The following is a 26661-nucleotide window of genomic DNA, read 5'->3' on the forward strand; positions in this document are numbered from 1 at the left end:
ATGGATATGTCAGTTGATTTTGCCGGACTGAAGTTAAAAAATCCCATACTCACAGCGTCAGGCACATTCGGTTTCGGATTGGAATTTAAAAGATTCGGAGATCTCGAAAGCCTTGGCGGTATCGTTGTAAAAGGGCTTTCATTGAAACCCAGAGAAGGCAATCCCATGCCGAGAATAGCTGAAACTCCGTGCGGCATGCTCAATGCCATCGGAATTCAGAATCCCGGTGTTGAAGCTTTCATCAAAAATAAATTACCCAAGCTGCCGTGGAAAACTCTACCTGTGCTTGTGAATCTTTATGCCACTGATGCTACTGAATTCGGCGAGCTGGCAGCTGTGCTTTCAGCAGAAGAGGGCGTTGCCGCGCTTGAAGTGAATGTGTCATGTCCTAACGTAAAAGAGGGTGGTATCGCCTTTGGTCAGGACCCGCGTCAGATCACAAAAGTTGCCGAGGCTGTTAAGAAGAATGCAGGCAATAAGCCTGTAATCATCAAGCTGTCACCAAATGTAACGGATATCGCCACCTGTGCCCGCGCTGCCGAAGATGGCGGAGCGGACGGAATCTCACTCATCAATACTCTGTCAGGAATGGCGGTGGATATTGAAAGACGTGTGCCACGCTTAACTAACGTTATAGGCGGTCTTTCCGGTCCTGCGGTTAAGCCCGTAGCATTGAGATGTGTGTTTCAGGCCGTAAATGCGGTTAAGATCCCCGTAATTGGTCTGGGCGGCATAGCCTCAGCAGAAGACGCCGCAGAGTTCTTGTTGGTGGGCGCTACGGCTGTACAGATAGGTACTGCTAATTTCTTAAGCCCTGATATGGCTTTTAGAATCGCAGAAGAACTTCCGAAAGTGCTCGAAAGAGTGAATGCGAAATCTCTGGATGAGTTCCGTGGAAGCTTAAAATTGCCTAAATAAGCACTTTCTTTCATGTTATTTAAAATAATTGAATAAAAAGTGAGAAATAGCTTGCCAAGCTACTCTGATTTAGCTAAATCCTTTTTCACCCAAGCGGAGAGGTGTCCGAGTATGGCTTAAGGAGCACGCCTGGAAAGCGTGTTTAGTTAACGCTAACGGAGGTTCGAATCCTCTCCTCTCCGCCAGATTGGTTATACAGCCCCTTACAACGAAAGTTGTGAGGGGCTTTTTCGTGATAAAAAAGAAGCCCCGATCATTTGTAATGATCGGGGCTTCCCTGCTTGAAAATGCTATCTATGGTTTTGGTTCAACAGGAGGGGGAATAATAGCTTCGGCCTCTTTTGGTGCAATATTACTTTGCAGAGATTCAGCAAACTCGCCCTCAATTTCTTTCCATGTGACAATATCCACTAGTCCAATGTATTTTTGGAAGGAAGATATGGGCTTTTTATTTTCATCATCTAGGTAAATATGAACGTTGAAAAAAAAGTCTTTTGAAATTGGAGTCCTATCTATTCTATATCTGGAGATATCGCCCGAACTTATTAGAGCATTAAATGCCTCAATGAGTTTTTTTCGGAAAGTTGTAACAACTTCGCCTGTTATTGGGTCACTCTCATCTATCTTCCTCACCATAGCGTCGACAAGTAATGGCTCTTTATTTTGAAACTCAACAATGTCTCTGGAAGATAATTGACGAGTAAGGTCGCCCACTTTTAGCTTAAAAGGAAATTCTTCTTTATCTGAAGGAATTATTTCGTAGTGCACAATGTTTTTGCTAGATTTTTCTTTTTCCAGAAAGGCAGAGAGGTTTCTTTTAAAATCTTCGATTTTTTCTGCTAGTTTTTTAGCCATTGTAGTTATTCTCCTTCGCCCATTCGTGGATATAGTCTTCTAGAAAAGTTTCTTTGATGTATTTAAATTTCATATTGTAATCATCAGCTGTATAAAATGATGTGTCAACCTCTTGGACCGTGTCCGTCATCTATAGGGCACTTCAAGGTTCGAATCCTCTCCTCTCCGCCAGATTGGTTATACAGCCCCTTACAACGGAAGTTGTGAGGGGCTTTTTCATTTTTGGGGGATTTTTCAGCAGAAGCGTCGTGAAGATAAGATTCTTGCGTTTAAAGATAATCTTCCGCTGAATACGTGAATGAAAAAGGGGCCTAATAAGAAAGTAAACCCTTACACTAAATATAAAACCCCGCCGAAGCGGGGTGTATTAATGATCTGCTGGGTGTTGTGAGTCAATGCGGTTAGCAATCCATGTTTTGATTACAGCCTGTCGGTTGACTCCCAATCGTGTTGCTTCACGATCCAAAGCTATTATCATCCATGCGGGAAAATCTACGTTTACCCGTTTAATGTCTTTATTCGGTCTGGTGGCTTTGGATAAGTCCAGTTGTTCAGTTATGTCTTGATCTGATTCAAAAGCTTCATCAAATTCTTTAGCTTTCATAAAGTTCCACCTCCTTCTTTCTGGAACGGCGCACTGATATAATGCGGATAACTCCATTGCGTGGAGTTGTTACGGCTGACCAGTGTTTGCCGTTTATGATTCCAATAAAAAAAATACGGGGTTCGTCTTGAGTACGTGCCGGAATTTCCAGCAAGTTTGGATCATTCCAAAGGGCTTGCGCTTGTTTGAAGTCAATCCCGTGTTTTTCTAAATTGGATACACTTTTGTTGTTGTCGTATTCAAACTGCATACCTATATTGTATATTTTTGTTGTTTGTTGTCAAGATGGGGGAATTAAGATTTGGTCTCATCAGTGTAAGGAGCATGGTTGTTTGCTGGCTCAGATTAGGCAGGGGATTAAGAGTATTTATGGGGAGTGAGCTGTATTGTTATTATGTGTTTACATCTGTTTTTTAGCTGCATACACTGATGTGTAATATATATTACAAGAAGGAGGCCTCATTATGCCTGAAGTTGTTGTGCCTTTTGCTGCTATTAGTATTGATAATGATATTTTGAAGAAGCATGATTATAATTTTTTGAGAGGAATTTTAAAACAATTAGAGCAGTTTGCAGGTAATAAAGATGTTGAAATTATTCAAACTGATATTGTCCACAAAGAATCTGTGAAACATCTTGCGGAAAAAATTAACGGGGCGCGTAGTTCATTAGATAAATCAATTAAAGATGTTGCTAAGTATCTTCAGTTAGACAGTAAGGCGGTTGATTCTGCTTTTGTTTTTCTTTCAGATCCTGACTCTGATGAGCTTGTAGCTGAAAAGCAATTGGCTGAGTTTTACAATCGTATTGGAGCTGAGGTTTTAGAATCTGACAGTGATACAATTGATGTAAAGCAACTTGTTGATATGTATTTTTCTCATGAAATGCCGTTCGAGAAAACAGGTAAAAAGAAAGAAGAATTTCCTGATGCAATATCATTACTTCGGTTAGAATGGTGGGCTGAAGAGCTGGGAGTTCACGTTATTGCTGTTAGCCGCGATGGTGGGTGGTTAAAGTATGGAGAAGGTTCGAAACGGCTAACCGTTGTTGATGATTTGGCTTATGCAATGTCATTAATGCATGAAGAAGGCATTTCAAAAACAATAGAAAAAGCCATTAATGCTGTGCTAAGTAAGAATGATAATTTTTCAAAAGAAATAGATAGTGCGATTGAATCATGTTTAGATGGAGCTGACATTGCGATTGAATTTGAGTCATCGTTATATGTTGATTATTTTGATACAAGTGTAAATATTTCGAGTCATGTTCTACAGCATAAAGGGGAAGATATTGCTGTTAGTGTTGTACGGGTTGAAAATGATTCCGTTATCGTCAGAGTTCGTGCCTTCGTTGAGTGTGAAGTTAAGTGTGGGTTTGATTTTTATGTCTATGATTCATTTGATAAAGAAGATATCAAGCTTACAACTAATTATAAGAGTACTACTGAAAAATTCAAAACAGATGTATTGTTGTCATTTAGCTGTGACTTAGCAGCTGATTTAGATACGTTCGAGTTAGAGGATATTGAGGTTGAGAGTTGCCTACAATCAGCTCATTTTGGTGATGTTGAGGTTGAATTTGAACAAGAACCTGAAGACGAAGAAGAATATGAAATTGCTTCTTTACTATCTGAATTTTAGTTATTTTAAATGTAGCCCGCCCTCCGGCGGGCTTTTTTAGGTTCAAGATTCATCCCAATTTAATCTTATTATATATTTTATATAATAGTCTTAATGTTAAATTTAAGAAGAGAGGATATTTATGGACCCGTTAGCCATGATTTCAACAGCCTTAGCATCTATTAAAGGTGCTGGTGATATTACTAAATCTTTGCTGAACCTCAAAAGTTCCGTTGATAATATTGAATTGAGAGAACATCTTATTAATCTACGTGAAGCTTTGATTGACTCCAAGGATCAGATTCTTGAAATTCGGGATATTCTTCAAGAAAAAGATACTAAGATTAAGGAGCTTGAAGATCGGTTAGAGAGGGACGAGGAGCTTACATATAATTCCAGCTATGGGCTTTATGAATCAAAAGAAGATGGTAGAATTATTCGATACTGTATGAAATGTCATGCTGAGGGTATTTATATACCTGTCAAAGAGGAAGAGCATATGTTTACATGTATGCGTTGTAATCAGCGTTATTCGCGTCCTGAATATCAACATCAAACTAGTGCAAATTGTGATTATGATATGTTTGGTCTTTAGCAGTTCATTTATATAAGTTTAGTAATCAAAATCCAATATCCAATGCCTTAATTCCAGACAGCATTGTTACTATCTCCCTTTTTATGATAACTACGACTCTAGGGATTCAACAGTTGTCGTGACGATTCTTATCTGCTTTCAATCAAGTTAACTATGAATTAGACGAACCGGAGTTTTTGATGAAAATGAAAGGTATGCGTGTCTTGATGTTTGTGGAGAATGTTTTTGAGGATATGGAACTTTTGTATCCTTACTATCGTTTGATTGAGGAAGGTGCAGAGGTTGTGGTAGCCGGACCTGAATCCGGAACCGTTTATACTGGTAAAAACGGTTATCCTTTTCGCTCCACAGCCGCTATTGCGGACCAGCAGGAGGATGATTTTGATTTGCTTGTAATTGCGGGCGGTTTTGCTCCGGATAAACTTAGACGTGATGCTAAAGTTCTAGAGCTTACCCGTAAGATACATGAAGCCGGGAAAATTGTTGCGCATATCTGCCATGGCGGATGGATTCCGATTTCAGCAGGAATTATGAAAGGTTTCACCTGTACCTCAACTCCCGGAATAAAAGATGATCTCATAAATGCCGGAGCCACTTGGGTTGATAAAGAAGTCGTTGTGGACCGGAATCAAATTTCTTCCCGCAAGCCGGATGACCTGCCAGCTTTTTGTCGTGCCATTGTGGACTCGGTAACAAAATAACCTTGCAAGTGTTTGAAAACAAAATCAATTCCAGCCTGTTCTGACAAAAGTGTGAGAGGCTTTTGGTGTTGGATATGTAGTCGTCTATCTAACATTTTGTTTATACTTGTTGAGAACGTTAGTCTCTATATTTACGCGGCGTGGTAAAGTCTGTAAGGATAGTAGGAGTAGCTCTATTTAATGATGATTATGAGGTCCTAAAATATGAAATTTTTAAAGATCTGGCTTGTCACTGCAATTTTAATAATTGCTTCTCCTTTTGCGCACATCAGTGCTGCGGAGACTTTTCGTGTCATGCTTCAGGTCGAATCTTTTCCTCCGTATTCTTTCGAAAAAGGCGATTCAAGATCTGGAATTATTGAAGATTTATTCACAGCTTTTGCTAAAGAGACTGGAGATACCTTCGAATATGTCCGTGTTCCCTTTCGGCGCGCGCTTTATCAATTTGAAACAGGTAAAATCGATTTAGAACCGATGTGTAATCCGATTTGGCGGCAGTCATCATCATTACGCGGTATATACAGCATTCCTTTTGCCGTCTCCGAAGAGATTGTTTTGTTTAATGCAGATAAATACATTCCGATCAATTCTCCCGAAGACCTATTAGGGAAGACCGTAGGAGTTATTTCGGGGTATCATTACCCGGTATACGGTCCGTATTTCGTTGATGGGCGCATAAATTCTTATCCTCTTTACAATGAAAATAAACTTATTCAGTTATTGCTTGCCGGACGTTTAGATCAGGCTCTTATGAATAAGGATTTTGCTCAGTATGAAATAAAATTACAGAATCTTAAGGATCGACTTATCATAAGTGAACCTTGCAATGTTTTGGATATGATGATTCGTTTCCACCCTAGTAAAAAGGACGCTGTTCCTCGATTTAACAAGGCGATTCAAAAACTCTTGAACGACGGTACAATTGAACAAATTTATGATCGTTATCGCTAGAATTTCAAGGTAAGTTAGAAAATAGAGCAGTATAGCTTTACACTTAACATTGACTTTCCCCGCCATCCTCCTATGATGCCGCATCAACATTAAAAATTGCGAGGAAATATAATGATTCTACCATGTATGGCTAAAGATATTGTTACTCTAATTAAAGAAAACGGTGAAAAGTTTGAAGGGATTAAGGCCGTAATTTCTGCCCAGAGAATTATTACATTTCAGATTGATTTAGAGATCGATCCTAAAGACACAATTACATTTGAGTTGCCGAACGGCACTGTTGTTAACTATCTTGTTATTGATTCTGAGCGTATTCCGAAAGAAGACGGCGTTGATGCTCATTACCAGCTTCTGGTTAGAAAGGTTCACGCCTAAGTTTGACTAATAAACCTCTGCGTGATTTGTAATTAGAATTTTATTTTGTCAATAAAAGAAGCCCCGTACCTTTAGTTAGGTGCGGGGCTTCTTTATTCGCGATTGAATATTATTTGCTGAAAATAAAAAAGCCACTGAATTATCAGTGGCTTAGTAGGGTCTTTTTTTCGTGGTCGGGATGAGAGGATTTGAACCTCCGACCCCTTGAACCCCATTCAAGTGCGCTACCAGGCTGCGCTACATCCCGACTCGAGTGAAGAGGAATTATTCTCATTCCTGTTCACTGTCAACTCAAAAAAAGATTTTCTGCTTAGTCTCTTCATAAGGATATAGGATAATGGTTTCAATTTGTTGAAATAAGATTAAATCAGGAATAGTATGCAGATAAGTACAGGAGGTTAGTTGAAGTACATTGCGGCTATTTTATCTGTTTTTATCCACGTTTTAATCGTGTTTCTACTCTGCAAAAATATTTTCATTATACCGGAAATTGTTGTGAGCAGATTTGATATTGAATTGGTTCGTACTTCTGTTCCTGAAAAAAAAAATTCTGAACTGAAATTAAAAAAAACAATTTCTCCGAAAATTGAACGTGTGAAAAAAAATGAGCATAAAATAGTCCGTAAAAAAAGATTATCGCCGAAACAAAAAGCTGGATCGTCTGGTTCAGTCAAACCTATTTCTGTTAAATCTGTTGCAAAGGTTAAGAAAGCGATTTCCGCGGTCTCTGCGCCCCCTGTAATTGAAAGCAAATCTATTCATAATAAGAATGCAATAGTCCTTAAACAAGGCAAAAGTCTAACTATCGGTAATAACACAGTAGTTATTAAACGAGGTTCAGAGGGGCGTACTTTCGACAATCTGGCAGCTTATTCTTTTAATGAGGATGATTTTAGTGGACATTATGAGACTGAAACCGGAAGGGCGGTTGTTGTTATTGATGCAAGGCAGGATCATGGACGGCTTGTTTTGCATGATCAGAAAACTGGTTTGACCAGAAAGCTCAGAAAAGCTGGATTAGGAGATTTTATTTATACTTACGGGCCGTCTTTTAATGAAGACTTTCCTGTCGAAGGATCAGTTGTTTTTCTGCCCGGTGATGAGCATTGGATAAGGCGTTTTATGTGGCTTCCCGGCAATGAATCTGCTGAATATCCGAGAAAAGGGCGTGTTCGCGAAGTTAGAGAGTCAGAAGAAGTAAAAGTGAATAATTTGTTTATACCTGAGTCGAAAGGAGTGTTTCCGGCAATTATTCTTGCTAGATTCGGAGCAGTAATCCCTGATGATCAATTTTCTGAAGTGGCTCGTCATTTGTCAGGCAGGGGCGTGGTGGTTCAGGTCGTTTCACCATTAAAAGAACTGACTGAAGAAGATTTGACACAACTGGCTGATAAAATGCGCCATATGAAAAAAGTAGATCCCGAGCATGTTGGAATCTGGATTAGAGGCTATAAGCCTCAGTCCGTCCCGTTGATGCCGAAGTCATTGCAGATGTTTGATTTTGCGTTGCTGACAATCGATTCACCTGCCGGCAGTTTCTATCCCGAAAGGATAACTTCAATTATTCCGGAAAATATTCCGATGTTTATCGGATTCAGTAATGTGAGCAATAAATGGAAAAAAATGATTTCGATAATGCCCACCGGTTTACAGTCTGTCCCCCATCAGCTTGAGGTGCTGGATAAAGCCTCAACCGTTATCGAGGCGGGGACAGACCTTGAATCTCTTGATTCATTGTCCGGGGATTTTGTAAGCAGTATATCCGCGTGGCTTGTTTCTCATTAATGCACTGCGAATTGATTACGGTGCGGATGCGAGAACTGCTTGTTTTAGTTAGGGAAGAGAGAGTAGAATGAGGGTAGATGCTTAAACTTCGTCTTGGTCAGTGTCTGATTCCAGCGAGTCGGCTTTTTCCTGATCATCCAGAGATTTAACCATGGCAGCAATGTTGTTGCTGATAGAACGAAATTTAAAAAGGTCGTTCTGTTCCATTTTTTTAAACGGGTCTGATTTTTCTCCAATTCCTGTATCTTTATTCATAAAAACCTCCATTACGTTTTGGCGTTAGCTACTTTCGTTTTGAGATTTTCTAGCCTGAATCAACAAGTGGACTATACACTAAATATAAAATTTGTCTAGAGATCATTGCTGAAAAAAAAGGAGTAAGGTTAAGGTTATGTGACTTTTAATTTAAAGATATAAATATAATGATACAAATAATTATGAAAAGTTGTAATGGAATACATAGTGTAATTGTCTTTAGTCTTTTAACTAACAGTGTTTGTTCGTGTTGTTTATAGTTATAATTGTGCGTAGAGTTTCTATTGTTACACTATATTAGTATTAATAATTAAATGTAATGCAACAATTCTTTGGAGTAATAGTGTGTTTACAGTTTATTATACTGCTTGTTCATTATTGAACTTGCTTGAAGTTTTAGAAATATTTGCACTCTGGAAAAAAAATATGGTAAAGGATAATCAGTAATTAATAGGATAATTCTTGATTGTGAACTTTAATTTTTTTAGTTATTGATTTGTATCGTAATCGCACACACGCTCAACACTGGAGGAAGCAATGAGTAATCCTAAAGAGTTCATTTTATATAGCGGCGGAGCTCCCGGCACTGAAAGTGAATTTGGAGTCAACGCTGAAAAATACGGGCTTCAGGAAGTTAGTTTTAGCTTCGAAGGGCACCAGATTGCTCGTCAACGCGGCCTACGGGTTCTCACAGAGAAAGAACTCGAGAGCAAAGATGTCAGTTTGACGTATGTTTCCAAACTGATGAACCGCACTTTTACCCGTGCTCCTATTTTTCGTAAAGTTCTCCAGAGTATCTGCTGGCAGGTTAACAGCGGCCATGAAATTTTTATTGTAGGTACTATTCTTGAAGATGGCACTGTAAAGGGTGGCACCGGATGGGGCGCTGAATTTGCAAAAATATGCAACAAACCTCTTTATGTCTTTTCTCAGGATAAAGGCTGCTGGTACACGTGGCAGAAAGAACGCTGGGCCGAGTGTGATGCCCCTGTGATCTCGCATAGACACTTTACTGCAACAGGAACCCGTTTTCTCGAAGATTCCGGCAGGAAGGCAATCGGGAAGTTGTTTGAGGATAGTTTTAAATAGATTTATTTTAGAAAAGAATTTTAAACGCCCTTGCTTTTTAAGAAGCAAGGGCGTTTTTTTTGATATTTTTTAAAAGTTAATTAAGTTTAAAGAATAGCATTGCCGCATGAAGTTCTTCTGCTTGACTGGAAAGTTCTTCTGAGGTCGCGGCAACCTCTTCTGAAGCTGAAGCATTTTGCTGAATAACCTTGTCCAGTTGTAAAGAAGACTGCTGAATAAGATTAATGCCTGAATTTTGTTCATCGCACGAAAGCGATATTTCTTTTATCAATTTTGCTGTTCGTTCAATTTCAGGAACCAAGGCATCTAAATCTGTATGTGTTTTTTGGGCGAGAGTCAGACTGCTGGACGATAAATCTTCGATTTCGGTTGCTGCAATTCTACTTTTTTCAGCTAATTTTCTAACTTCCGCCGCAACTACCGCAAATCCTTTGCCGTGTTCTCCTGCGCGAGCGGCTTCGATGGCGGCATTCAGCGCGAGCAGATTTGTCTGGCGGGAAATTTCTTCTATAATTTTAATTTTATCAGCAATTTCTGTCATAGCTGCCAGATTTTTTTTAACACCCTGACTTCCTTTTTTTGTGTTTTCAGCCGTTGTTATGGCGATCTGTTCTGTTTTGCGTGTGTTTTCAGCATTGTTTCGTATGCTGACGCTGATTTCTTCAATTGATGAGCTTAATTCTTCAATAGCGGCAGCCTGATCTGTCGCACCTTGTGACAGTCCTTCCGCAGATGCTGCTAACTCTTCACTTCCGGCAGAAACATTTTCAGTAGAGTGTTGTACATCCGTAACTACCTGTTTTAAATTTTCAACCATATTCATCATGGAAGCATATGCCCCTTGGGGCATTTGTGAAAGGGGTTCAATGTTTAGGTGTCCATGAGACATCTGCTCTGCAATATCTGATAATTCTTCCGGCTCCGCACCAATGGTAGCTGTGATTTTATTGGCAAAAATAGTTGCCGCAATTGTGATTATAATTCCAAGCAGTACTGCAACAATTACGATTAATTTGATCATATTGTTAATTGTCTGGTTTAACTTAGTCTGTTTTTCAAGCAGAGCGTTATCAATGTCGTCGATGTAAACTCCCATGCCGATTATCCAATTCCACGGTTTGAATAATTTGACATATGACAGCTTTGGGAAATCGCCATTTTCCCCGGGTTTTCCCCACCAGTATGAGACAGTTCCTTCTCCCTTATTTGTGCAGACATCAACGATCTCTTTGAATAGCAGTTTTCCTTTTGTATCCTTGAACTCGGCCATGTTTTTACCATTTAAATCCGGGCTTGCTGGGTGCATAACCATATTTTGTTTCGTATCATTTACCCAGAAATAGTTTCCGTCTTTCATCCGCATTTCTGCAATTTGTTCAAGAGCTTTTTCTTTCATTTCAAGGGTGATGTTATCCAGCCATGCCCCTGTTCCAATTATCCAGTTAAGTTCCGGAATAAGTTTAACATATGAAACTTTTTGAGTATCTTTGTTTGTGTCAGGTTTTTTCCATATATATGAAACAGTGCCTTCTCCATTTTTACGGCAAACTTCAACCATCTCTCTAAAAAGATATTTGCCGGAACTATCTTTTATGTTTGAAAGATTTTTTCCATTAAGCTGCGGCGAGATAGGATGCATGATTGTTTTCGCCTGCATATCATTTATCCAAATATAATTATTACCTTCATATCGAATAGGTTTGACTAGGTTTTTAAGCTTTTTTTCAAGTTCAGATTTGGAAATCTTGTTGTGATTAGATTTATAGAAGCTTGATAGCTGGGTCGCAATCGAATCTATAGTGTTTTTTAATGATTTTGCTTTACTTATTTTAAGCAACTCAATGTCTTGCGATTTGTTGTAATAGGACTGAACTGTTTTTTCAGCCATGTTGACAAGTTCATTCAGTTCTGAAATTTTTTGTTCATACATTGTTTTTCGATATTTATTCATTTCGCTGTTTGTATATTTGTTCAATTGATAAATGAATATAACGCACAATGATGCTATAGAGATTATTAGTACTGTGATTTGAAAAATTGTAAGTCTTGTTTTTAATTTCATCACTATCACTCTCCATGAGAAAATTAGAGATTCAGTAAAGATATTTTTGTGAATCTTTTAAATACTTAAATTTAATGTCTATGTACACATTTTTATAATCTTTAAGTGTTAAATCATGGATGTAATGTGTAGTACATGTTTGATTGACTAATCGTTTATTCGTGTTGTAAAAGAACTGAGTTTATTCTCAGGGCGGGGTGCAATTCCCCACCGGCGGTGTTCTTTAAGCCTTTAAAGAAAGCCCGCGAGCGCCTTTTTCATTGTGAGAAAGGGTCAGCAGATCTGGTGTGATTCCAGAGCCGACGGTTACAGTCCGGATGGAAGAGGATACGACAGTAGAAAACCCGCTATAACTCAATTTAGTTTATGGCGTGGCTGTCTTTTATCTATAGACAGCTGTCAGTTCTTGCGCCCTGATTCTGGTACCTTATTACGGAGACTTACCATGAATCAGAATCTGTTATCTCAATTCGGCAATCCCATTGAAAGAGTAGAAAGAGGACTTCAGGCCTTGAAAGAGGGTCGAGGTGTGCTTGTCACAGACAATGAGGACCGGGAAAATGAGGGTGATCTTATTTTTTCGGCAGAGCAGTTGACTAATAGTCAAATGGCTATGCTCATTAGGCAATGCAGCGGCATTGTCTGCCTGTGTCTGACTGAAGAAAAAATCAGTCAACTTGGACTTCCAATGATGGTTGCTGAAAATACCTGCCGTAACCAAACGGGATTCACTGTTACTATTGAAGCCGCGGAAGGCGTTACCACCGGAGTTTCGGCTGCGGATCGTGTAACTACTATTAAAACCGCAATAGCTGATGATGCAAAACCTGGTGACCTTCACAGACCCGGGCATGTTTTTCCTTTGCGTGCAAAGGCCGGCGGGGTTCTCGAAAGGCAAGGGCACACCGAGGCAACCGTAGACATGATGAATCTTGCAGGCCTTAAGCCTTATGGAGTTCTTTGCGAAGTCACGAATCCTGATGGAACAATGTCCAGACTGCCGGAAATCGTTGAACTTGGGAAAAAGTATAATATCCCGGTGCTGACCGTGGATGATATTATCCAATACCGTCTTCAGTTGGCGCAAAAAGCTTCATAATAGAAAACATTCCTTTCCGGAATAGACCTTACCCCTTGATTCAATCTCGGCACCTGAATCAACACCGACACTTGATATATAAAAGCCTGCCGGAAATCCGGCAGGCTTTCTTAATTTGAATCTTATTCATATACATTACAGATGCAGCATAGAAATGTTGCAGATTCTGTTTCGCTTATGTTTCTCATGCCGTGAGGCTCCATACTTTCCGCATAAACCCAGTCTCCGGGGCCGCAAATTTTACTTTCGGCTACATCATCGGTTTCAGGATCATAACTGAAACACTCAAAAGATCCTTTCTCAATATATACGGTCTGCAAATAAAAATGATTATGTGCGGGAATTTCTCCGCCAGGTTCAACTGTAAAGTGCCTTAGTCCATATTCAGGCAGTCCGTTTGCATCTTTACCCGACTTGGAAAGCCAGCGGATGGTAACCCCGTTCACTTCGTAAATTTCGCCTTTGTAGGGGATTTGCGCGACTTTAATGCCTTCAACATCTTTTACGTTCATAGCTTTCATTATGGCTCTCCAATATATTTAATTGTTACTGTTTTTATTAATTAGATAAACCAGATTAATTGTTATGGTTGTAAGAATCAAGAATCAAAAATAAGCAAACGTGCTGATCTAATAGTCGTAATAGTTGAATTAGAACTGTAAATTTGTAACTTACGTTTCGCACTTATTCTTCCTTTCAATTTTGTCTAGCTGATTTAGTGATTAATGTAGTATGATATGAATCGCTAAAGACAAGGCGGATATTATATTTTAACATGATTTCAATTGATATTGGAATCACACAATAAGGGAGAATTAGAAGTGGAGTCAAAATTAGCAAATCCGGCACCTTTGGGTCTTATGGGCTTTGGTATGACAACTGTCTTGCTTAATATTCATAATGCGGGGTTTTTCCCCATCAGTTCTATGATTCTTGCTATGGGAATTTGTTACGGTGGGATTGCTCAGGTTATAGCCGGTATTATGGAATTCAAGAAAGGTAATACTTTCGGCACCACGGCTTTTATCTCTTATGGTTTTTTCTGGCTGAGTCTGGTTGTTCTTATTATCTTGCCTAAAATTGGGTGGGCAGAAGCAACTCCGCACGCCTTTATGGCTTGGTATTTGATTATGTGGGGTGTTTTTACCTTGTTTATGTATGTTGGTACACTCAAGAGTAATAAGGTTTTGCAGTTTGTTTTTCTGTCACTTACCGTATTATTTTTCTTGCTTGCCGCACGAGATCTCACAGGCAACGCTGCCATAGGAACTTTTGCAGGTTACGAAGGTATACTCTGCGGTGCTTCCGCTATCTATCTTGCTATGGCTGAAGTTTTGAATGAAGTTCATGGGCGTACAATATTGCCTATCGGTTAATATTTAGTTTTTAACTTTTTTGCGAAAGGTGTCATCCGATGAAAGGTAATTCTTAAATCGGATGAGCCTTTGTTTTAATGAAATCAGCATCTTTTGTGAATTAGCTATAAAAATGATACTTTTTGTTGATATCACTTGACAATTTAAGATCAAGTTAATAGACATTCCCTTCGTCCTTGAGACGAATTCTTTTACAGAGAGGCCAGACGGCGGGTGCGCTGTGAATCCCGTCAGGTCCGAAAGGAAGCAGCGGTAACGGTTTATCCCGGGTGTCTGGTCTCGCTGGAAGAAAGGCGTGTTCGTAATGAACACGCCTTTTTTTATTTTTAAAGGTAGCATTTTATTTCATCCCATCAAAAGAATTGTCCGCCAGATTTTTTTTCTTATCAAAATATTATATATTCCTGTTTAAAAAAAGGTTGCTTTAATTATTCAATGTAAGTGACACTCTCATTTATTATAATTATAAATATCATCACAGAATGAGGGTGGAAATGAGTGCATCCATTACAAGAGAAAGCCGATGGAAGATTGTTGTCGGGGCCGTGCTTGTTCAACTTGCTTTAGGTGGAGTGTACGCTTGGTCGGTTTTTACTCCTGTGCTGCATATGGGCGGCTGGAGCAAAACACACACTCAGCTGGTTTTTACTGCCGCAATCGTGAGCATTGCTGTAGCAATGCTCTTTAGCGGAACTTTAATAAGAAGGTGGGGGCCGCGTCCGCTTATTCTTTTCGGCGGCTCAACCTTAAGTGCCGGCTATCTCATTGCCGGGCTCAGCGGCACCACTTCATTTCTACCAGTTTTTCTGCTTATTGGAATTCTTGCCGGATTTGGTATCGGTTTAGGGTATATGGTGCCTCTTGTCGTAGCTATGCACTGGTTTCCTGATCGCAAAGGGCTGATTACCGGTGTTGTTGTTGCTGGGTTCGGTTTCGGCGTTATGGGTTGGGTTAAGCTTGCGGATTCATGGGGACACCTGCTTGAGAATATAGGCCTATCCAATACTTTTGTGGTTTATGGTGTTATCATTTTGTTGCTGGTAGCTATTGGCGGCAGATATATGGTTTTCCCTGAGATTGAAGCTGGCATTAAATATCTTAATGATACAAATAGCCTCACGCGTAGGGAGATGCTTAGAACTCCTGAATTTTATATTATTTTTGTTGCTTACGCGTCCTTAGCTGCTTCCGGGTTAATGGCCGTAGGGCTTATGAAGCTTTATCCCATGGAATTATTAATGAATTCCGGGGTGGAGCGTGCTTCTGCCAGTGTTATTACCGGAACCGCGATGGGTGTTTTTTTCAGCCTTGCAAACGGACTGGGTAGAGTTTCGTGGGGGGCGGTAAGTGACAAGCTGGGCAGAAAAAGATCTGTTATGTTGATGGCTGCGACACAAGGATGCTGGTTTTTGTTGTTTCCGTCGCTTGCGGGAAGTGAATTTACTTTGTATCTCGGTGCAACCCTGATAGGTTTTAATTTCGGTGGAAATTTTTCTCTCTTTCCGACGTTAACCGCAGACCTTTTTGGTGCGGATTCGGTTGGTGACAATTATCCGGTTGTAAATCTGGCTTTCGGGTTGGGCGGGATCATAGGGCCCACTCTGGGTGGGGTTATGGGCGATCTGGGTGACTTTACTATGGCTTTTACTATTTGTGGGTTTATGTGTTTCGCAGGTTCGTTTATCACTTTATTTTTGAAAAGTTCTGTACAACGATTTGCAGGAGAGCAGGACTATCAAGTTGAACCTGTTAGCAATTCAAGTCGCAGTTAAAATTTATATTAGGTATACTTAATGAAAGTCGGAAAAAAATTAGCATTTGTATTCAAGATACTTTTAGTTTGTGCCGTTTCGGCAGGGTTGGCGTGGTCTTTTAATTCGTTGCGACCTGTTCCACCAATAACTATGCAGCAATCAGAAATTGTTGAAATTGATGGAGTAGAAACTCTTAAAATTTTTGATTCCAATGAAGCTGTTTTTGTCGATGCCCGTAGCGATACTGATTTCGCAATGGGGCATATTCCGGGAGCGGTTAATGTGCCTTCGTGGGCTATTGGAATTGAGCTGGATGGTTTGATAACAAGTATTCCCAAGGATAAAATGATAGTTGTATATTGCGATGGTCTTTCATGCGGGAAAAGCAATATAGTTGCTCGCAAGTTGAGGGATAAAGGATTTAGTGATCTGGCTGTTTACCCTGATGGACTTGACGGCTGGCTCAGTCTCGGTAGAGATTTGGAGGGCAATTAGATGTCTATTAAATCCTTACCACGTATAGCTTTAGGACTGGTTTTTATAGTCGCATGTGTGGGAAAAATTGCCGATCCGGTAGCTTTTGGAGAGATCGTTAAGAATTATCAGATATTGCCGGACATATTGGTCATGCCTGTAGCTTATTTTTTGCCGTGGCTGGAATTTGTGTGCGGGGCGTTGCTTGTCTGCGGAGTGATGACTGAGACTGCAACGGCACTCATTACAGCAATGCTTGTATTGTTTATAGCGGTTCTTTCTGCTAATCTTTACAGGGGTATTGATGTAGCTTGCGGCTGTTTTTCTACTGACGTAAGTTTTAAATCTGACATGGTGATGACCATTGTCAGGGACGTGGTGCTGCTCGTCTTTGCTTTTCTGTCATTCAGGTTTAGAAAGGATTAAGTTTAAAATATTAATCATGAAAGTGTTTTTTCTTGACAGTGAACGTTGCTGATGTATACCTGTCGTTCGTTAAGGGCAATTAGCTCAGTTGGATAGAGTGTCAGCCTCCGGAGCTGAAGGTCGCAGGTTCGAATCTTGCATTGCCCACCAATTATTTCAGGGGTTTAGAGCTGTATAGTGAGTCGGTTGTAAGCTTTACTCACTGCTTTACTCACCTTATTTTCAAGCCTTCGCTTTTGCGGAGGCTTTTTTTTTTGCCTTTTAGCGGAATAACTTTGCCTGTTCCGAACACTTCATCCAGTGCCACTTTTACGCCTCTGATTGAATGAATATACCTTGCTGTGGTTTCCGGTGACTTATGGCGTAAGATTGCCTGAATATCCGCCATAGGGATCATTTTATTATCCAGAATAGAAGCGGTAAGGTGGCGGATAGCGTGAAAACCGAAAGGTTTTACCTCTGCTCGTTTACACATGCGCTCCATCATCTTGTTCACACTGGAATAGTTCCGGCCTGTTGCTGGATTCACGAATACATATTCCGTGAACGGGAAGTTAAGCTTTTGCCGGGCAAGATGTTTAATAAGTTCATCGTGCAGTATTTGAGTCATAGGAATCCAATCGTATTCAACACCGCCGTCACGCTTGGCAGTCCATAAACGTATTTTACGGGCTGAGAAGTCGAGATCTTCTTTTTTCAGATTCAGAATTTCGGATTTTCTACCCGCAGTATGCAGGAAGGTAAGCAGGAGCGTTTTTCGGTGCGGCTCCAAATGGTAAACGCCTGTTCTATGGCTTGAACCGTCCGGAACCTGATCGGCTATTTCGTAGAGCTTCCAGAAGTCGTCCTCTGTAGGGATATAGCGTGGATTTTTTATTTCCTTATACTTTTCTACTTTCCAAGGGCATTCACCCTTAGTCAGTCCAGCCTTGCTACCCCATGCCCACATTCTAAGAATATGGCGGCGGTATCTGTTTGCCCTGTGCCCCGTTTTTATAGAGGCTATTTTATCAAGGAATTTACGAACTGTTTCGTGATCCAGATTAACCGCAGGTTCAAACGGCTTTACTCCGGAAGCGTTAAGAAGCTCTTTAAGCACCATTTTTTTATCCAGAAACCAGCGGGGGCTGATCCCTTTGGCTACTTGCGCTTCAAGGTGTCTAGTGGTGAGACTGTGCAAGGAGATTGAAAGGGTCGGGGTCGCGGATAATTCGCTCAACCTCTGCCTCATCATACATTCCCAATCCAAGGCTTCTTTCTTGGTCGAAGCTTTCTTTTCTTTCTGCTTTCCATTCGGCAAGGTTATCCTTGCGAACCATTCCTTCTTCTGTGTGGTCTTGTTTTTTCGCTGTATTGGCATCGTCTGTTCCTCTGGTGAGGCAATTGACCATGTTTATTTCAAAGAACACCCATTCTTTTCCCATGCGAACACCGCCGATAGCGGTTGCATTTCTATAAACCCAGTTTTTGGATTTCGCAAATGCTGTTGCTACGTCTTCGGCAGAATAGCGGCGGCCTAAGTGGGATTGCAGGGTGCTTGTAAGATTCATGGTGGGTTATCCTTATCTCAACGGGCACATTTGTGCGTCTCTTGAATCTCCGCCAAGCGCGGCAGAGTAACTTTCATCGATACGGCAGTTTTCTATAAGCTGTTCTGTGTTTGACCACGGTATGTAAGTGTTTGGAGTGGTCTTCTTTTCTGTGTGACTACTTTTTTCAGGGGCAGGAGCATTTATTGCTTTTCCGGTTTCCTTCGCCAGCTTTTTACTTTCAAGAAACGTTGCGCGCATTAGGGCTTTATGCTTTTTAGATTCCGCGCGCATTTTGCGGAACCAAGTGCCGTCAAAAAATTCGGTTGAATCAAAATATTTCTCTACCAGTAGATCAACACGGAAAACGAAGCTTTCACCGTCTCGGCGGAGAGTATATTGTGGAAGGCGAGTTAAGCCCGGCTTAGTGGGCATCATTTGCCAGCCTATGCCGTAACCGGGATAATTTTTAGTGCTGAACACACGGCCTTTTTCATCGACCTCATAATCAAAGCCTTTTATCTTATGTCTTTCTGTGATTTGTTTTTTCATAAAGCCTCCTGAAATATGCACCGCAAACCTGCTTCGGTTTCTATTGCGGTTACATGTTTTGGTCTGAATATGCAGAGTCGTGTTTTATTCATGCGTCCGTTTACAATTTTGAATCCTACCCAAAAGCCGCGCGGGTCGAGCCGATCAACATATGCTAAGTATGGACGTTTCCGGATGCTTGTTTTTACCTGCACTCGCAGTCCAGCTTTCAACATGATCTAATCGTTGTAACGACAGCCACGGTGACAGTCGTTTTCGTCTGTCGAAATATGGTTCTGCGGGGCTGCATCGTTTTTAAGGTCCGTAAGTTCCACTATTAAGCCACCAATTTTACACATGCCTTTGTTCGTCATGTGTGGGCGCAATTCTTGTAATTGCTTCTGTATTTTCGCCAATTCGTAATTCACATAAGGATTGCTCATACTCGGCCTCGTAAAGCTTGTTGCAGTCTTCATGGTCTTTGGTGAACTTCTTCACGGCCTCCGCACTGGTTAGCCATTCGTGCGCGCCGCAATAAGTGCATGTCGCTTCAAAGGTGACTTTGCGGTGAAAGATTACGTGTAGAGACATAAGGTTATCTCCTTTTTCTTGTTCGAAGCCTGTGAGGGGGCCGGAAAGGGGAGTTCCGGCACACCCACAGTTAGTGAGGAGGTGTCTATATCTATGTAGCCCTTCACAGACTTCGAAAATTTTAAATTAGTAAGAGCCGCAAGGGTTTCCCTTTTTGTTTACTCTCACCCTAAGAAAGTTCTGATTGCCGAAGTACTGAACGCCTGTATTTTTGTCCGTATAAAGCTCTATTGAAGAACTCGACGGACTTAATGGTGCGTTTGTGTATTCATTTGTTTTGGCAAGTTTGTAACCACAAAAAGCGAAAACAAAGACCATTATGCAGGCCCACAGACAAATCATTAGATTAAAAGGTCTTATTTTCATGGATATACCTCTCACGTTATTAACACGTTGATTCAAGGCGTACTTGCTCCGGATGTTTCGCGCGGTGCGTTTGGTCTTGTGGTCGTTGTGTTGAAAATAAGTTACCGCGTGTAAACTTTATCGTCAAGACTAAAAGTTACTGAGCGTTAACATTTTTTATTCTATGTATGATTAAGTTTATTATGTTGAGCTGAAAATATTAAATTTAAGAGAGGTGGTGGATATGGATTTTGCTGATAAAGTGAATGCCTTAGCAATTAGAGTTAACGAGCTGAGAGAACACTTAGCTACTGAAGAAGCCACTAAAAATGCTTTAGTTCAGCCTTTTTTGCAGATGTTAGGCTATGACACATTTGATCCAAGAGTGGTTGTTCCTGAATTTACTTCTGATACTGGAACCAAAAAGAATGAAAAGGTTGATTATGCTGTTATGAAAGACGGCAATCCTATCATGCTTATGGAATGCAAGGCTTGTGGATGTACTCTTGATCAGGGCAAAGCTAATCAATTACATCGATATTTCCAGAATACACCGACTGCTCGTGTGGCTATTTTGACAGATGGAATAACATATAAGTTTTTTTCTGATTTGGATAAGCCGAATCTGATGGACGCAAAACCCTTTATGGTTTTTGATTTTGAGAAAGTAGAACAGGCTTTAATACCAGAGTTAAGAAAAATTTCTAATGGGCAGTTTGATGAAAATTCAACTATGTATGCCGCACAAAATCTAAAGTATACACGAGAAATCAAGCGTCTTTTAGCTAATCAGTTTGAAGATCCTAGTGATGAATTTATAAGGCTTTTTGCAGGGCAGGTCTATTCCGGACCGTTACGCGCAACCGTGATTGAAGAGTTTCGTGATAGAGTGGTGCAGGCTGCTCAAGATTGTATCAATGAAATTATTAATGATCGACTTAAAAGTGCAATGACAGGTGAAGCTGTTCCTTCTAGTAATCATATTGCAGATAATAAGGCTCAGTCTGAAAACTATGATGAAGATGAAGCTCCAAAGGTTGTTACTACTGAAGAGGAAATAGAAGGTTATCACATTATTAAGTCTATTTTGCGGGAAGTTGTTGAACCTTCCAGAGTCATTATGAGGGATACTAAAAGCTATTGTGGAGTTCTGCTTGACGATAATAACCGTAAGCCTCTTTGCCGTATGCACTTCAATACAGGGCAGAAATATTTAGGTTTGCTAGATACAGATAAGAATGAGACTCGGCATCCTATTGAATCAGTAGATGATATTTATTCTTTTGCTGATGGTTTAAAAGAATCTCTTGCAAGGTATAATGATTAATTCACGATTTGGTTTAATAAAAAGTAAATCCCCTGAGACATTGGTTTCAGGGGATTATTTGATTAGGAAAAGTTTTGTTTGGGAGAATTCTTTTTTTAATGATTTTCCAGATGAATAGATAATTTTTAAGCTGATTTCTTGGTTTGCTGGGAATCACTATTTATTTCAATGTTTGCTTGCTCTGCCGCTTTATTCAGAAGAATAGCTGGGTTTAGATCAATACTCTTACATATAATAAAAAGTTCTTCAGGTGTGGGAGAATCTTGTCCTGAAGTTATTGTATCCAGTCTTTCAGTTGTAATGCCTGTCATAGTTGTAATTTTTTTATTTGATGATCCTGCCAGTCGTATATTTTCAGTGAGTTCATGAGCTACCTGTTTATTAAACAGGGTTAGCGTGCTTGGTTCTTCTCCAAACATTTCAAGAGGAGATACTCCTAACTTCTTCGCGTAACGCACCATATCTCCAAAAGAATTTTTTTCTCCGCCTAAATTTTCCGACAACCACCGCGAAACAGCCGCCTTGGAAACTCCAAGTCTTTTGCCAATGGTTTCTAAGGTTTCGCCTTCAGTGCGAAGCTTTTTAATGCGTTCCATAACAGCTTGCCAGCCGTGTGCTGCTTCTTTGTCGAATGGTTTTGTACTCATGCTCATATGATTAGCCTGAATTTTGTTTACGTGAGTTAACATATTTTCTTGATTTGTTTGTTAACACGCGGTAACCTTTCTCGTTATGAATGACCTTGAAAAATATCGGACCGATAATGGGCTGACCTTTGAAGCTCTCGCTACGAAAGTAGGGATGAGCAAACCGGGGGTTTTTCGTCATTGTAAAGAGCAACAAATGATTTCTGGAGAAGCGGCTCTTCGGTATCATATTAATCTTGGTCTTCCGCTCAAAGTGCTTCGCCCTGATCTTTTTTGCTCCAACAATGAACCTCCACCACCGGAGGCACCATAAAACATATCATCATTCCGCTTTAAACCAGACCTGACTAAGCGCGGTTTGTTTCGAATATTTATATCAATCTTAAAAAGCTAAATAACACCAGAGTGAAGGGGCTATCTACTACAGATCGGTTTTAACTTTGGAAGTCAAAAGGGGAGGGGGAAGTCATGAACAAGAATGAGTTAGCAAGTCAGTTTGAAAAAGCTGTGAAATTAAAAGGAAGCGAAAAAGGCTCTAGCGATGTTTTGAAAGAATTCGCTAGAGCCTTGGGATGGGATGTGAACAAATTGTATGTGCTGTCCAAAACGTTAGTTACAGAAGAACGTATTAGACACCTTCAAGAATAATCACGAGGTCTTCTGTGTTTAATCGGCGTGTCTGATCAGGTAGCCAATTATATTTGTCTGCGCAGTATCTGCAAATGGCATCCATTCCCCTTAAATTGGGGTAGCCATAGTTTTCCCCGATTAAATCGCCCTGCCTGATCAACTGATACATGAGTTTTTTGTCGGCTTTTAAAAGTTTTAAGCGAGAATCATCTTCTTTAGCACTCATAAAGTTCTCCTTATAAAGTTTATTTGATTGCTTTTGATATCATCGATGGACCTAGATAAAAAGAGTAATGATTTACTTAATTATTAGCCTAATTATTGACCGTAACTTTAGAGGGTTATTCATGAATAAATCACGCAAAAGCGTAGCAGTAGAAATTCAAAATATGGTGTTACGGCATCATAATATGTCGGTTGAGGTCATAACAGAACAGACTTTCGGTTCTACCAAAAGTCACTGGACCTTATACAAGGAACTGAACCCCGAAGATTCCACCGCGAAGATGGGCGTGCTGGACCTTGTGCCACTTATGAAGACATGCGGATCAGTGGCCCCGCTTGAGGCCATAGCCCACCAGATGAATATGGTGGTTGTCCCGCTACCTGAAGCGGGTATTTTTTCGGCCTGTCTGGAAGACGACATGAACCGGACTACTAAAGAATTCAGCGATTCCGTAACTAAATTTGTTGCCATCATGGAAGACGGCAAGATTGATCGGGCAGAGTTTGAGCAGTTTGATAAAGAGATAATGGAACTGATTTCAACAGCTCTTTACTGGCGTGACGGTATTAAAGCTATGGTGAAGGGCTAAATATGGGGTGGGCTGGAACACATCTATCTGAAGAAGAGCGCAAGACCATAGCGCGTTCACTGTTTGAGGATGCAAAAGAAGAGGGTAAATGGCTGAACGGTAAATGTCCGTTTCATGCTGATGATAATCCTTCCTTTGGCTACAACTTTGAAGACGACTATTTTAAATGCCTTGCCGGATGCACCGACTGTGGCGATTTGATCAAGCTTTACAGCTTGGTTAACGGTTTGCCCAATGATGAAGGTTTTACTGAATTTAAAAAGAAGTTCGGACAGGGCGTAAACGATGGGCCGCAATCTAAAACCACTGTTCAGCAGAAGCGTAAGCCTAGTAAACGCGGTGCTAATGTCGTGATACCGGAATCAGCATGGGGCCGTATGGCTTTGTTACCTGATGATTGGTTTTTCATTCTGAAAAAAGAGCGCGGTTGGAATCCAGACGTTATCAAACGGCTAGACCTACGTATGCAGATGGTTTTCCGAAATAGTGAAGGTGCAATACTTCCTGTTAACGGTGCGCCTATGCGTGTGGCTATCCCCATTCGTGGCAATGATGGACAGCTTTATAATGTGCGCCTTTATCGTAAGCCCGGCACGAATTTGAAGAGTAAGATCATATCGTGGGGCAGGGGCTACGGTAATGCCCGTTTGTTTCCTGCACCTTGTACGCTCAGTAAGTCCGGACCTGTTCTGCTATGCGAAGGAGAACCGGATACCATATGCGCTATTTCTAACGGCTTCAGTTCCATTACTCAAACTTCCAAGACGGCTAAGTGGTCTAAAGAACATATGGAGCCGTTCACGGGCCGTGATGTGATTATAGCTTATGATGCTGACCAGCCGGGACAGGTTCATGCTGAAAACGCGGCGCGGTCTTTGGTTCAGGTGGCGCGTTCGGTGCGTATTATCGAATGGCCGGAATTCATGGGCCGTAATGCGGACGGTAGCTTGCCTGAAAAAGACGGGCTCGACCTTACCGACTTCTTTGTGCGTTTCAAGCAAGGGGCGAAGGATTTGCAAGCCCTGTTCGCCACGGCCCGCAAGGTTGAGATTCCGCAGGGCTGTGAAACAGGCGGGGAGTGGGCCTTTTTCCTTGATAATAGGTTCAAGCCTCGTTTGTTGGCGGATCAGCTTCTACGGGATCAGCCTTTGCTTGCTGATGATATGACGGGTTTGTTGTATCGCTGGAACTCAAAATACTGGGAACAGATTTCACGCGGCAACCTTCAGCAGTCGGCTACTCATTATCTCGGCATAGAGGCTTCAACCGCCCGTGTGAATGATGCAACGTCGCTGGCTATCAATTTAGCTAATCTTCCGCATGGGCGCGCGGTCAACGATCAAGGTGATTGGGTGTGTCTGCAAAACGGTATGCTTAATCTTAGAACTCTTGAGCTAAAGCCGCATGACCACGATTACTATTCCACTATATGTCTCGGTGTATCTTTCAATCCGGATTCAGAAGCTAAGTGTGATCGCTGGCTTAAATATCTGGCTGATACGGTTCAAACACCTGAACCTATTGCCCAGCTTCAAGAGTTCATGGGCTATAGCCTTACCCGTGATACGCACTTTGAAAAGTGTTTGTTGTTGCTGGGTGACGGTTCGGACGGTAAATCAACATTTCTAAATATCACGCGCGCGTTGGTTTCACCTGAAAATTGTTCGGCAGTTGCCTTTCAGGATTTGGAAGACCAGTTCCGGCGCGCCAGTCTCTATAACAAGCTGCTTAACATTTCTACGGAAATAGGTTCGGCGGCTATGGAAACACCCATATTTAAGGCTGTCGTATCCGGTGACCCTATTCAGGGCGCATTTAAGCATAAAGATTCATTTGAATTTATGCCGTTCTGTAAGCTGGCTTTTGCCGCTAACAAGTTGCCACGTGTGCTTGATAATACAGACGGTTTTTTTAGGCGCATGTTGCCCATCAAATTCAAGCGGCAATATCTGGAAGGTGATCCAGACCGCAATCCGAACTTGTTTAAAGAATTGGTTGCAAACGAATTGTCCGAAATCTTTCATTGGGCATTGGTCGGACTGCATAGGCTGTATGAGCAGGGGCGGTTTTCATCCTCAGATGAAACCATTGATCTGCTGATGGATTACAGGCGGCTTAATAATCCAGTTCAGGCTTTCGTTGAAGATAAATGTGAGCTTGCGGACGGGGCTAAAGAGGCCAAGGACTCACTTTATAAGGCTTATCGTGAATACTGTTCTTTAAACGGCTATCAGGCCATGCACAAAGAGAATTTCTTTAGAGAGTTATACTCAGCGGTCAAGACTCTGCGTGAAACTCGTCCTCGTGTAGATGGGCGGCGTTGTCGTATGATTTCAGGCATTAAAACTAAGTTCGAGCTTACAGCCTAATGAACTTCTTTACTGGCATATATGTAAGTGGGGCGGCCTGTGCTGTTTCCCCCGCACCCCCTTCAGTAATAACCCAGCGGCGTAGCCACGCCTTACCTACTGGACAAATTAATACATGTTCGGAATTTCTGCTTCCCCCGGCGAAGCGGTTCCAATGTGTCGGTACCACACGGTCCACGTGTCAAAGCTTGGCAAGCCCCGTGAATACTGGATCGGTCCACGGTGGTACCAACGGTCCACGGTGCAGGGTGAAAGTCCCTTATATGCGTGCGTGGGCGCGTACGCATACGCGATACTCTCAGCATTTGGTTTTTAGCCTTGGTACATGGACTTCTGGAACAGAAAAGAAAAAGAGTAATGTTCTCAGTGGTTTTAATCATCAGTTGACTCGGGTTTAACCTTGGAACCGGAACCAATATGAACGCATTAACAAAGCTTCAAAGCAAATACAAAAAGGCAGAACCTGAAAGTCTTTTCAACAAGTACTGCCGTATGTGTAGGCAGGACAGTATTGAATCTATGCCGGAAAATGAATTCAATCAGCATTGGCAGACTTTCGAAACGGGGCATGAAGCAATGAAGACGCTAGGCCGGATGATTCGTGAACAAGGCCAGCGGTTCATGGTCAAGCGGAACAAGGCTGATGATTTGGTTGTGGTCATTGATGAAGCATGGGGCAGGGCCAATGGTGAAACCGTGTGGCAAATGTGGGAGCTATACGAAAAGGCCGCGCCGTTGATATGTTTATGCTACCTGAATCGCTTACCTTTTCACGGTGAAGAACCACCGAAGAAAATTACAAGCACCATGTTAACTTTAGGTACTCCCCAGCGGTTCGCGAAACACGGGTAACGTGAGGCTCGAGTCTTTTGCACACGGAATGTTTTAAAAAATATGCACACTGCACAAACTGTATCAAACGTGTCACTTTCACAATTC

The 26661-nt window shown here is 41.2% G+C and carries 32 protein-coding genes, 3 tRNA genes, 1 other RNA gene and 1 riboswitch; of the genes, 22 read left to right on the plus strand and 14 right to left on the minus strand.

The genetic code is table 11. The features are described 5' to 3' along the window. On the plus strand, positions 1-918 hold the full coding sequence (locus JEY82_RS02525) for a dihydroorotate dehydrogenase (RefSeq protein WP_304082272.1): 918 nt from the start codon (positions 1-3) through the stop codon (positions 916-918). Positions 919-1013: 95 nt separating this feature from the next. After that, positions 1014-1103: transfer RNA gene (locus JEY82_RS02530), tRNA-Ser, on the plus strand. A 109-nt stretch (positions 1104-1212) separates the two neighbouring features. Here JEY82_RS02530 and JEY82_RS02535 read toward each other — a convergent pair. The 3 genes from JEY82_RS02535 to JEY82_RS02545 form a co-directional block, all read right to left on the minus strand. Further along, entirely contained in the window at positions 1213-1773 is a 561-nt protein-coding gene (locus tag JEY82_RS02535; RefSeq protein ID WP_304082274.1) for a hypothetical protein, read from the minus strand. A gap of 367 nt (positions 1774-2140) precedes the next feature. Continuing rightward, the gene (locus tag JEY82_RS02540; RefSeq protein WP_304082276.1) at positions 2141-2377 is read right to left on the minus strand and encodes a type II toxin-antitoxin system BrnA family antitoxin; all 237 of its coding nucleotides are present in this window, start codon (positions 2375-2377) and stop codon (positions 2141-2143) included. Then, entirely contained in the window at positions 2367-2627 is a 261-nt protein-coding gene (locus JEY82_RS02545) for a BrnT family toxin (protein WP_304082278.1), read from the minus strand. The genes JEY82_RS02540 and JEY82_RS02545 overlap by 11 nt, the downstream gene beginning before the upstream one ends. Positions 2628-2841: 214 nt before the next feature. On the opposite strand from JEY82_RS02545, the gene JEY82_RS02550 reads away from it, so the two are divergent. From JEY82_RS02550 to JEY82_RS02570, 5 genes are all read left to right on the plus strand, one after another. After that, positions 2842-4017: a PIN domain-containing protein gene (locus JEY82_RS02550; protein WP_304082279.1), complete on the plus strand. Its 1176-nt coding sequence runs from the start codon at positions 2842-2844 to the stop codon at positions 4015-4017. Between the two features lie 121 nt (positions 4018-4138). Further along, complete coding sequence (locus tag JEY82_RS02555) at positions 4139-4591, plus strand: hypothetical protein (protein ID WP_304082280.1); 453 nt, start codon at positions 4139-4141, stop codon at positions 4589-4591. A gap of 179 nt (positions 4592-4770) precedes the next feature. Next, positions 4771-5292, plus strand: a complete 522-nt coding sequence (locus JEY82_RS02560; RefSeq protein ID WP_304082281.1) for a type 1 glutamine amidotransferase domain-containing protein — start codon at positions 4771-4773, stop codon at positions 5290-5292. 204 nt (positions 5293-5496) lie between these two features. Beyond that, a complete protein-coding gene (locus JEY82_RS02565; protein ID WP_304082282.1) occupies positions 5497-6243 on the plus strand; it encodes an ABC transporter substrate-binding protein in 747 nt (248 codons plus the stop codon). 111 nt (positions 6244-6354) lie between these two features. Next, complete coding sequence (locus JEY82_RS02570) at positions 6355-6618, plus strand: hypothetical protein (protein ID WP_304082284.1); 264 nt, start codon at positions 6355-6357, stop codon at positions 6616-6618. Positions 6619-6788: 170 nt separating this feature from the next. Here JEY82_RS02570 and JEY82_RS02575 read toward each other — a convergent pair. Beyond that, positions 6789-6865, minus strand: a tRNA-Pro gene (locus tag JEY82_RS02575). A gap of 248 nt (positions 6866-7113) precedes the next feature. On the opposite strand from JEY82_RS02575, the gene JEY82_RS02580 reads away from it, so the two are divergent. Next, on the plus strand, positions 7114-8403 hold the full coding sequence (locus JEY82_RS02580; RefSeq protein WP_304082286.1) for a hypothetical protein: 1290 nt from the start codon (positions 7114-7116) through the stop codon (positions 8401-8403). A gap of 81 nt (positions 8404-8484) precedes the next feature. On the opposite strand, the gene JEY82_RS02585 is transcribed toward JEY82_RS02580, so the two are convergent. Next, positions 8485-8658: a hypothetical protein gene (locus JEY82_RS02585; protein WP_170830396.1), complete on the minus strand. Its 174-nt coding sequence runs from the start codon at positions 8656-8658 to the stop codon at positions 8485-8487. A 537-nt stretch (positions 8659-9195) separates the two neighbouring features. Between JEY82_RS02585 and JEY82_RS02590 the strand changes: the two genes are divergently transcribed. Further along, the gene (locus tag JEY82_RS02590) at positions 9196-9747 is read left to right on the plus strand and encodes a hypothetical protein (protein ID WP_304082288.1); all 552 of its coding nucleotides are present in this window, start codon (positions 9196-9198) and stop codon (positions 9745-9747) included. A gap of 76 nt (positions 9748-9823) precedes the next feature. On the opposite strand, the gene JEY82_RS02595 is transcribed toward JEY82_RS02590, so the two are convergent. Continuing rightward, positions 9824-11809, minus strand: coding sequence for a methyl-accepting chemotaxis protein (locus tag JEY82_RS02595; protein WP_304082675.1), 1986 nt, complete (start codon positions 11807-11809; stop codon positions 9824-9826). Positions 11810-11988: 179 nt separating this feature from the next. Further along, positions 11989-12142: riboswitch (FMN riboswitch) on the plus strand. Positions 12143-12254: 112 nt separating this feature from the next. Here JEY82_RS02595 and ribB point away from each other — a divergent pair. Further along, on the plus strand, positions 12255-12908 hold the full coding sequence (gene ribB / locus JEY82_RS02600; RefSeq protein WP_304082289.1) for a 3,4-dihydroxy-2-butanone-4-phosphate synthase: 654 nt from the start codon (positions 12255-12257) through the stop codon (positions 12906-12908). Positions 12909-13030: 122 nt separating this feature from the next. Here the strand turns inward: ribB and JEY82_RS02605 are convergent, their stop codons facing one another. Continuing rightward, the gene (locus JEY82_RS02605) at positions 13031-13429 is read right to left on the minus strand and encodes a cupin domain-containing protein (RefSeq protein ID WP_304082291.1); all 399 of its coding nucleotides are present in this window, start codon (positions 13427-13429) and stop codon (positions 13031-13033) included. Positions 13430-13729: 300 nt separating this feature from the next. Between JEY82_RS02605 and satP the strand changes: the two genes are divergently transcribed. The 6 genes from satP (at position 13730) to JEY82_RS02635 (ending at position 17088) form a co-directional block, all read left to right on the plus strand. Further along, on the plus strand, positions 13730-14284 hold the full coding sequence (satP, locus tag JEY82_RS02610; protein WP_304082292.1) for an acetate uptake transporter: 555 nt from the start codon (positions 13730-13732) through the stop codon (positions 14282-14284). A gap of 193 nt (positions 14285-14477) precedes the next feature. Beyond that, an RNA gene (gene ffs, locus JEY82_RS02615) (signal recognition particle sRNA small type) lies at positions 14478-14573 on the plus strand. A gap of 205 nt (positions 14574-14778) precedes the next feature. Further along, positions 14779-16056 (plus strand): OFA family MFS transporter, encoded by a 1278-nt coding sequence (locus JEY82_RS02620; RefSeq protein ID WP_369681145.1) that lies wholly within the window; start codon positions 14779-14781, stop codon positions 16054-16056. 21 nt (positions 16057-16077) lie between these two features. Then, positions 16078-16533 (plus strand): rhodanese-like domain-containing protein, encoded by a 456-nt coding sequence (locus JEY82_RS02625; RefSeq protein WP_304082294.1) that lies wholly within the window; start codon positions 16078-16080, stop codon positions 16531-16533. Beyond that, a complete protein-coding gene (locus JEY82_RS02630) occupies positions 16534-16938 on the plus strand; it encodes a MauE/DoxX family redox-associated membrane protein (protein WP_304082296.1) in 405 nt (134 codons plus the stop codon). 73 nt (positions 16939-17011) lie between these two features. Then, a tRNA-Arg gene (locus tag JEY82_RS02635) sits at positions 17012-17088 on the plus strand. A 61-nt stretch (positions 17089-17149) separates the two neighbouring features. Here JEY82_RS02635 and JEY82_RS02640 read toward each other — a convergent pair. From JEY82_RS02640 to JEY82_RS02660, 5 genes are all read right to left on the minus strand, one after another. Further along, a complete protein-coding gene (locus tag JEY82_RS02640) occupies positions 17150-18157 on the minus strand; it encodes a site-specific integrase (RefSeq protein WP_304082298.1) in 1008 nt (335 codons plus the stop codon). Then, a complete protein-coding gene (locus tag JEY82_RS02645) occupies positions 18099-18488 on the minus strand; it encodes a hypothetical protein (RefSeq protein WP_304082300.1) in 390 nt (129 codons plus the stop codon). The genes JEY82_RS02640 and JEY82_RS02645 overlap by 59 nt, the downstream gene beginning before the upstream one ends. A gap of 12 nt (positions 18489-18500) precedes the next feature. Continuing rightward, the gene (locus JEY82_RS02650; RefSeq protein WP_304082302.1) at positions 18501-19019 is read right to left on the minus strand and encodes a hypothetical protein; all 519 of its coding nucleotides are present in this window, start codon (positions 19017-19019) and stop codon (positions 18501-18503) included. Continuing rightward, positions 19016-19234: a hypothetical protein gene (locus tag JEY82_RS02655; protein ID WP_304082304.1), complete on the minus strand. Its 219-nt coding sequence runs from the start codon at positions 19232-19234 to the stop codon at positions 19016-19018. Before JEY82_RS02655 ends, JEY82_RS02650 begins: the two co-directional genes overlap by 4 nt. A gap of 115 nt (positions 19235-19349) precedes the next feature. Further along, on the minus strand, positions 19350-19589 hold the full coding sequence (locus JEY82_RS02660; protein ID WP_304082306.1) for a hypothetical protein: 240 nt from the start codon (positions 19587-19589) through the stop codon (positions 19350-19352). Between the two features lie 589 nt (positions 19590-20178). On the opposite strand from JEY82_RS02660, the gene JEY82_RS02665 reads away from it, so the two are divergent. Further along, positions 20179-21261 (plus strand): type I restriction endonuclease, encoded by a 1083-nt coding sequence (locus JEY82_RS02665; protein ID WP_304082308.1) that lies wholly within the window; start codon positions 20179-20181, stop codon positions 21259-21261. A gap of 125 nt (positions 21262-21386) precedes the next feature. On the opposite strand, the gene JEY82_RS02670 is transcribed toward JEY82_RS02665, so the two are convergent. After that, the gene (locus JEY82_RS02670) at positions 21387-21914 is read right to left on the minus strand and encodes a helix-turn-helix domain-containing protein (protein ID WP_304082310.1); all 528 of its coding nucleotides are present in this window, start codon (positions 21912-21914) and stop codon (positions 21387-21389) included. Positions 21915-21993: 79 nt separating this feature from the next. Between JEY82_RS02670 and JEY82_RS02675 the strand changes: the two genes are divergently transcribed. Beyond that, positions 21994-22221 carry a helix-turn-helix transcriptional regulator gene (locus JEY82_RS02675; protein WP_304082312.1) on the plus strand — a complete coding sequence of 76 codons (228 nt, stop codon included), beginning with the start codon at positions 21994-21996 and terminating at the stop codon, positions 22219-22221. Positions 22222-22376: 155 nt separating this feature from the next. Continuing rightward, positions 22377-22556, plus strand: a complete 180-nt coding sequence (locus tag JEY82_RS02680; protein WP_304082314.1) for a hypothetical protein — start codon at positions 22377-22379, stop codon at positions 22554-22556. Here JEY82_RS02680 and JEY82_RS02685 read toward each other — a convergent pair. Continuing rightward, positions 22537-22764 (minus strand): hypothetical protein, encoded by a 228-nt coding sequence (locus JEY82_RS02685; protein ID WP_304082315.1) that lies wholly within the window; start codon positions 22762-22764, stop codon positions 22537-22539. The genes JEY82_RS02680 and JEY82_RS02685 overlap by 20 nt on opposite strands. Before the next feature lie 121 nt (positions 22765-22885). Here JEY82_RS02685 and JEY82_RS02690 point away from each other — a divergent pair, with 121 nt between their 5' ends. The 3 genes from JEY82_RS02690 (at position 22886) to JEY82_RS02700 (ending at position 26574) form a co-directional block, all read left to right on the plus strand. Beyond that, positions 22886-23353: a phage regulatory CII family protein gene (locus JEY82_RS02690; RefSeq protein ID WP_304082317.1), complete on the plus strand. Its 468-nt coding sequence runs from the start codon at positions 22886-22888 to the stop codon at positions 23351-23353. Between the two features lie 2 nt (positions 23354-23355). Further along, positions 23356-25722, plus strand: a complete 2367-nt coding sequence (locus tag JEY82_RS02695; protein ID WP_304082318.1) for a phage/plasmid primase, P4 family — start codon at positions 23356-23358, stop codon at positions 25720-25722. Between the two features lie 417 nt (positions 25723-26139). Further along, on the plus strand, positions 26140-26574 hold the full coding sequence (locus JEY82_RS02700; protein WP_304082319.1) for a hypothetical protein: 435 nt from the start codon (positions 26140-26142) through the stop codon (positions 26572-26574). Positions 26575-26661: the final 87 nt, after the last annotated feature.

The sequence above is a fragment of the Maridesulfovibrio ferrireducens genome (assembly GCF_016342405.1).
Taxonomy (GTDB): Bacteria; Desulfobacterota; Desulfovibrionia; order Desulfovibrionales; family Desulfovibrionaceae; genus Maridesulfovibrio; species Maridesulfovibrio ferrireducens_A.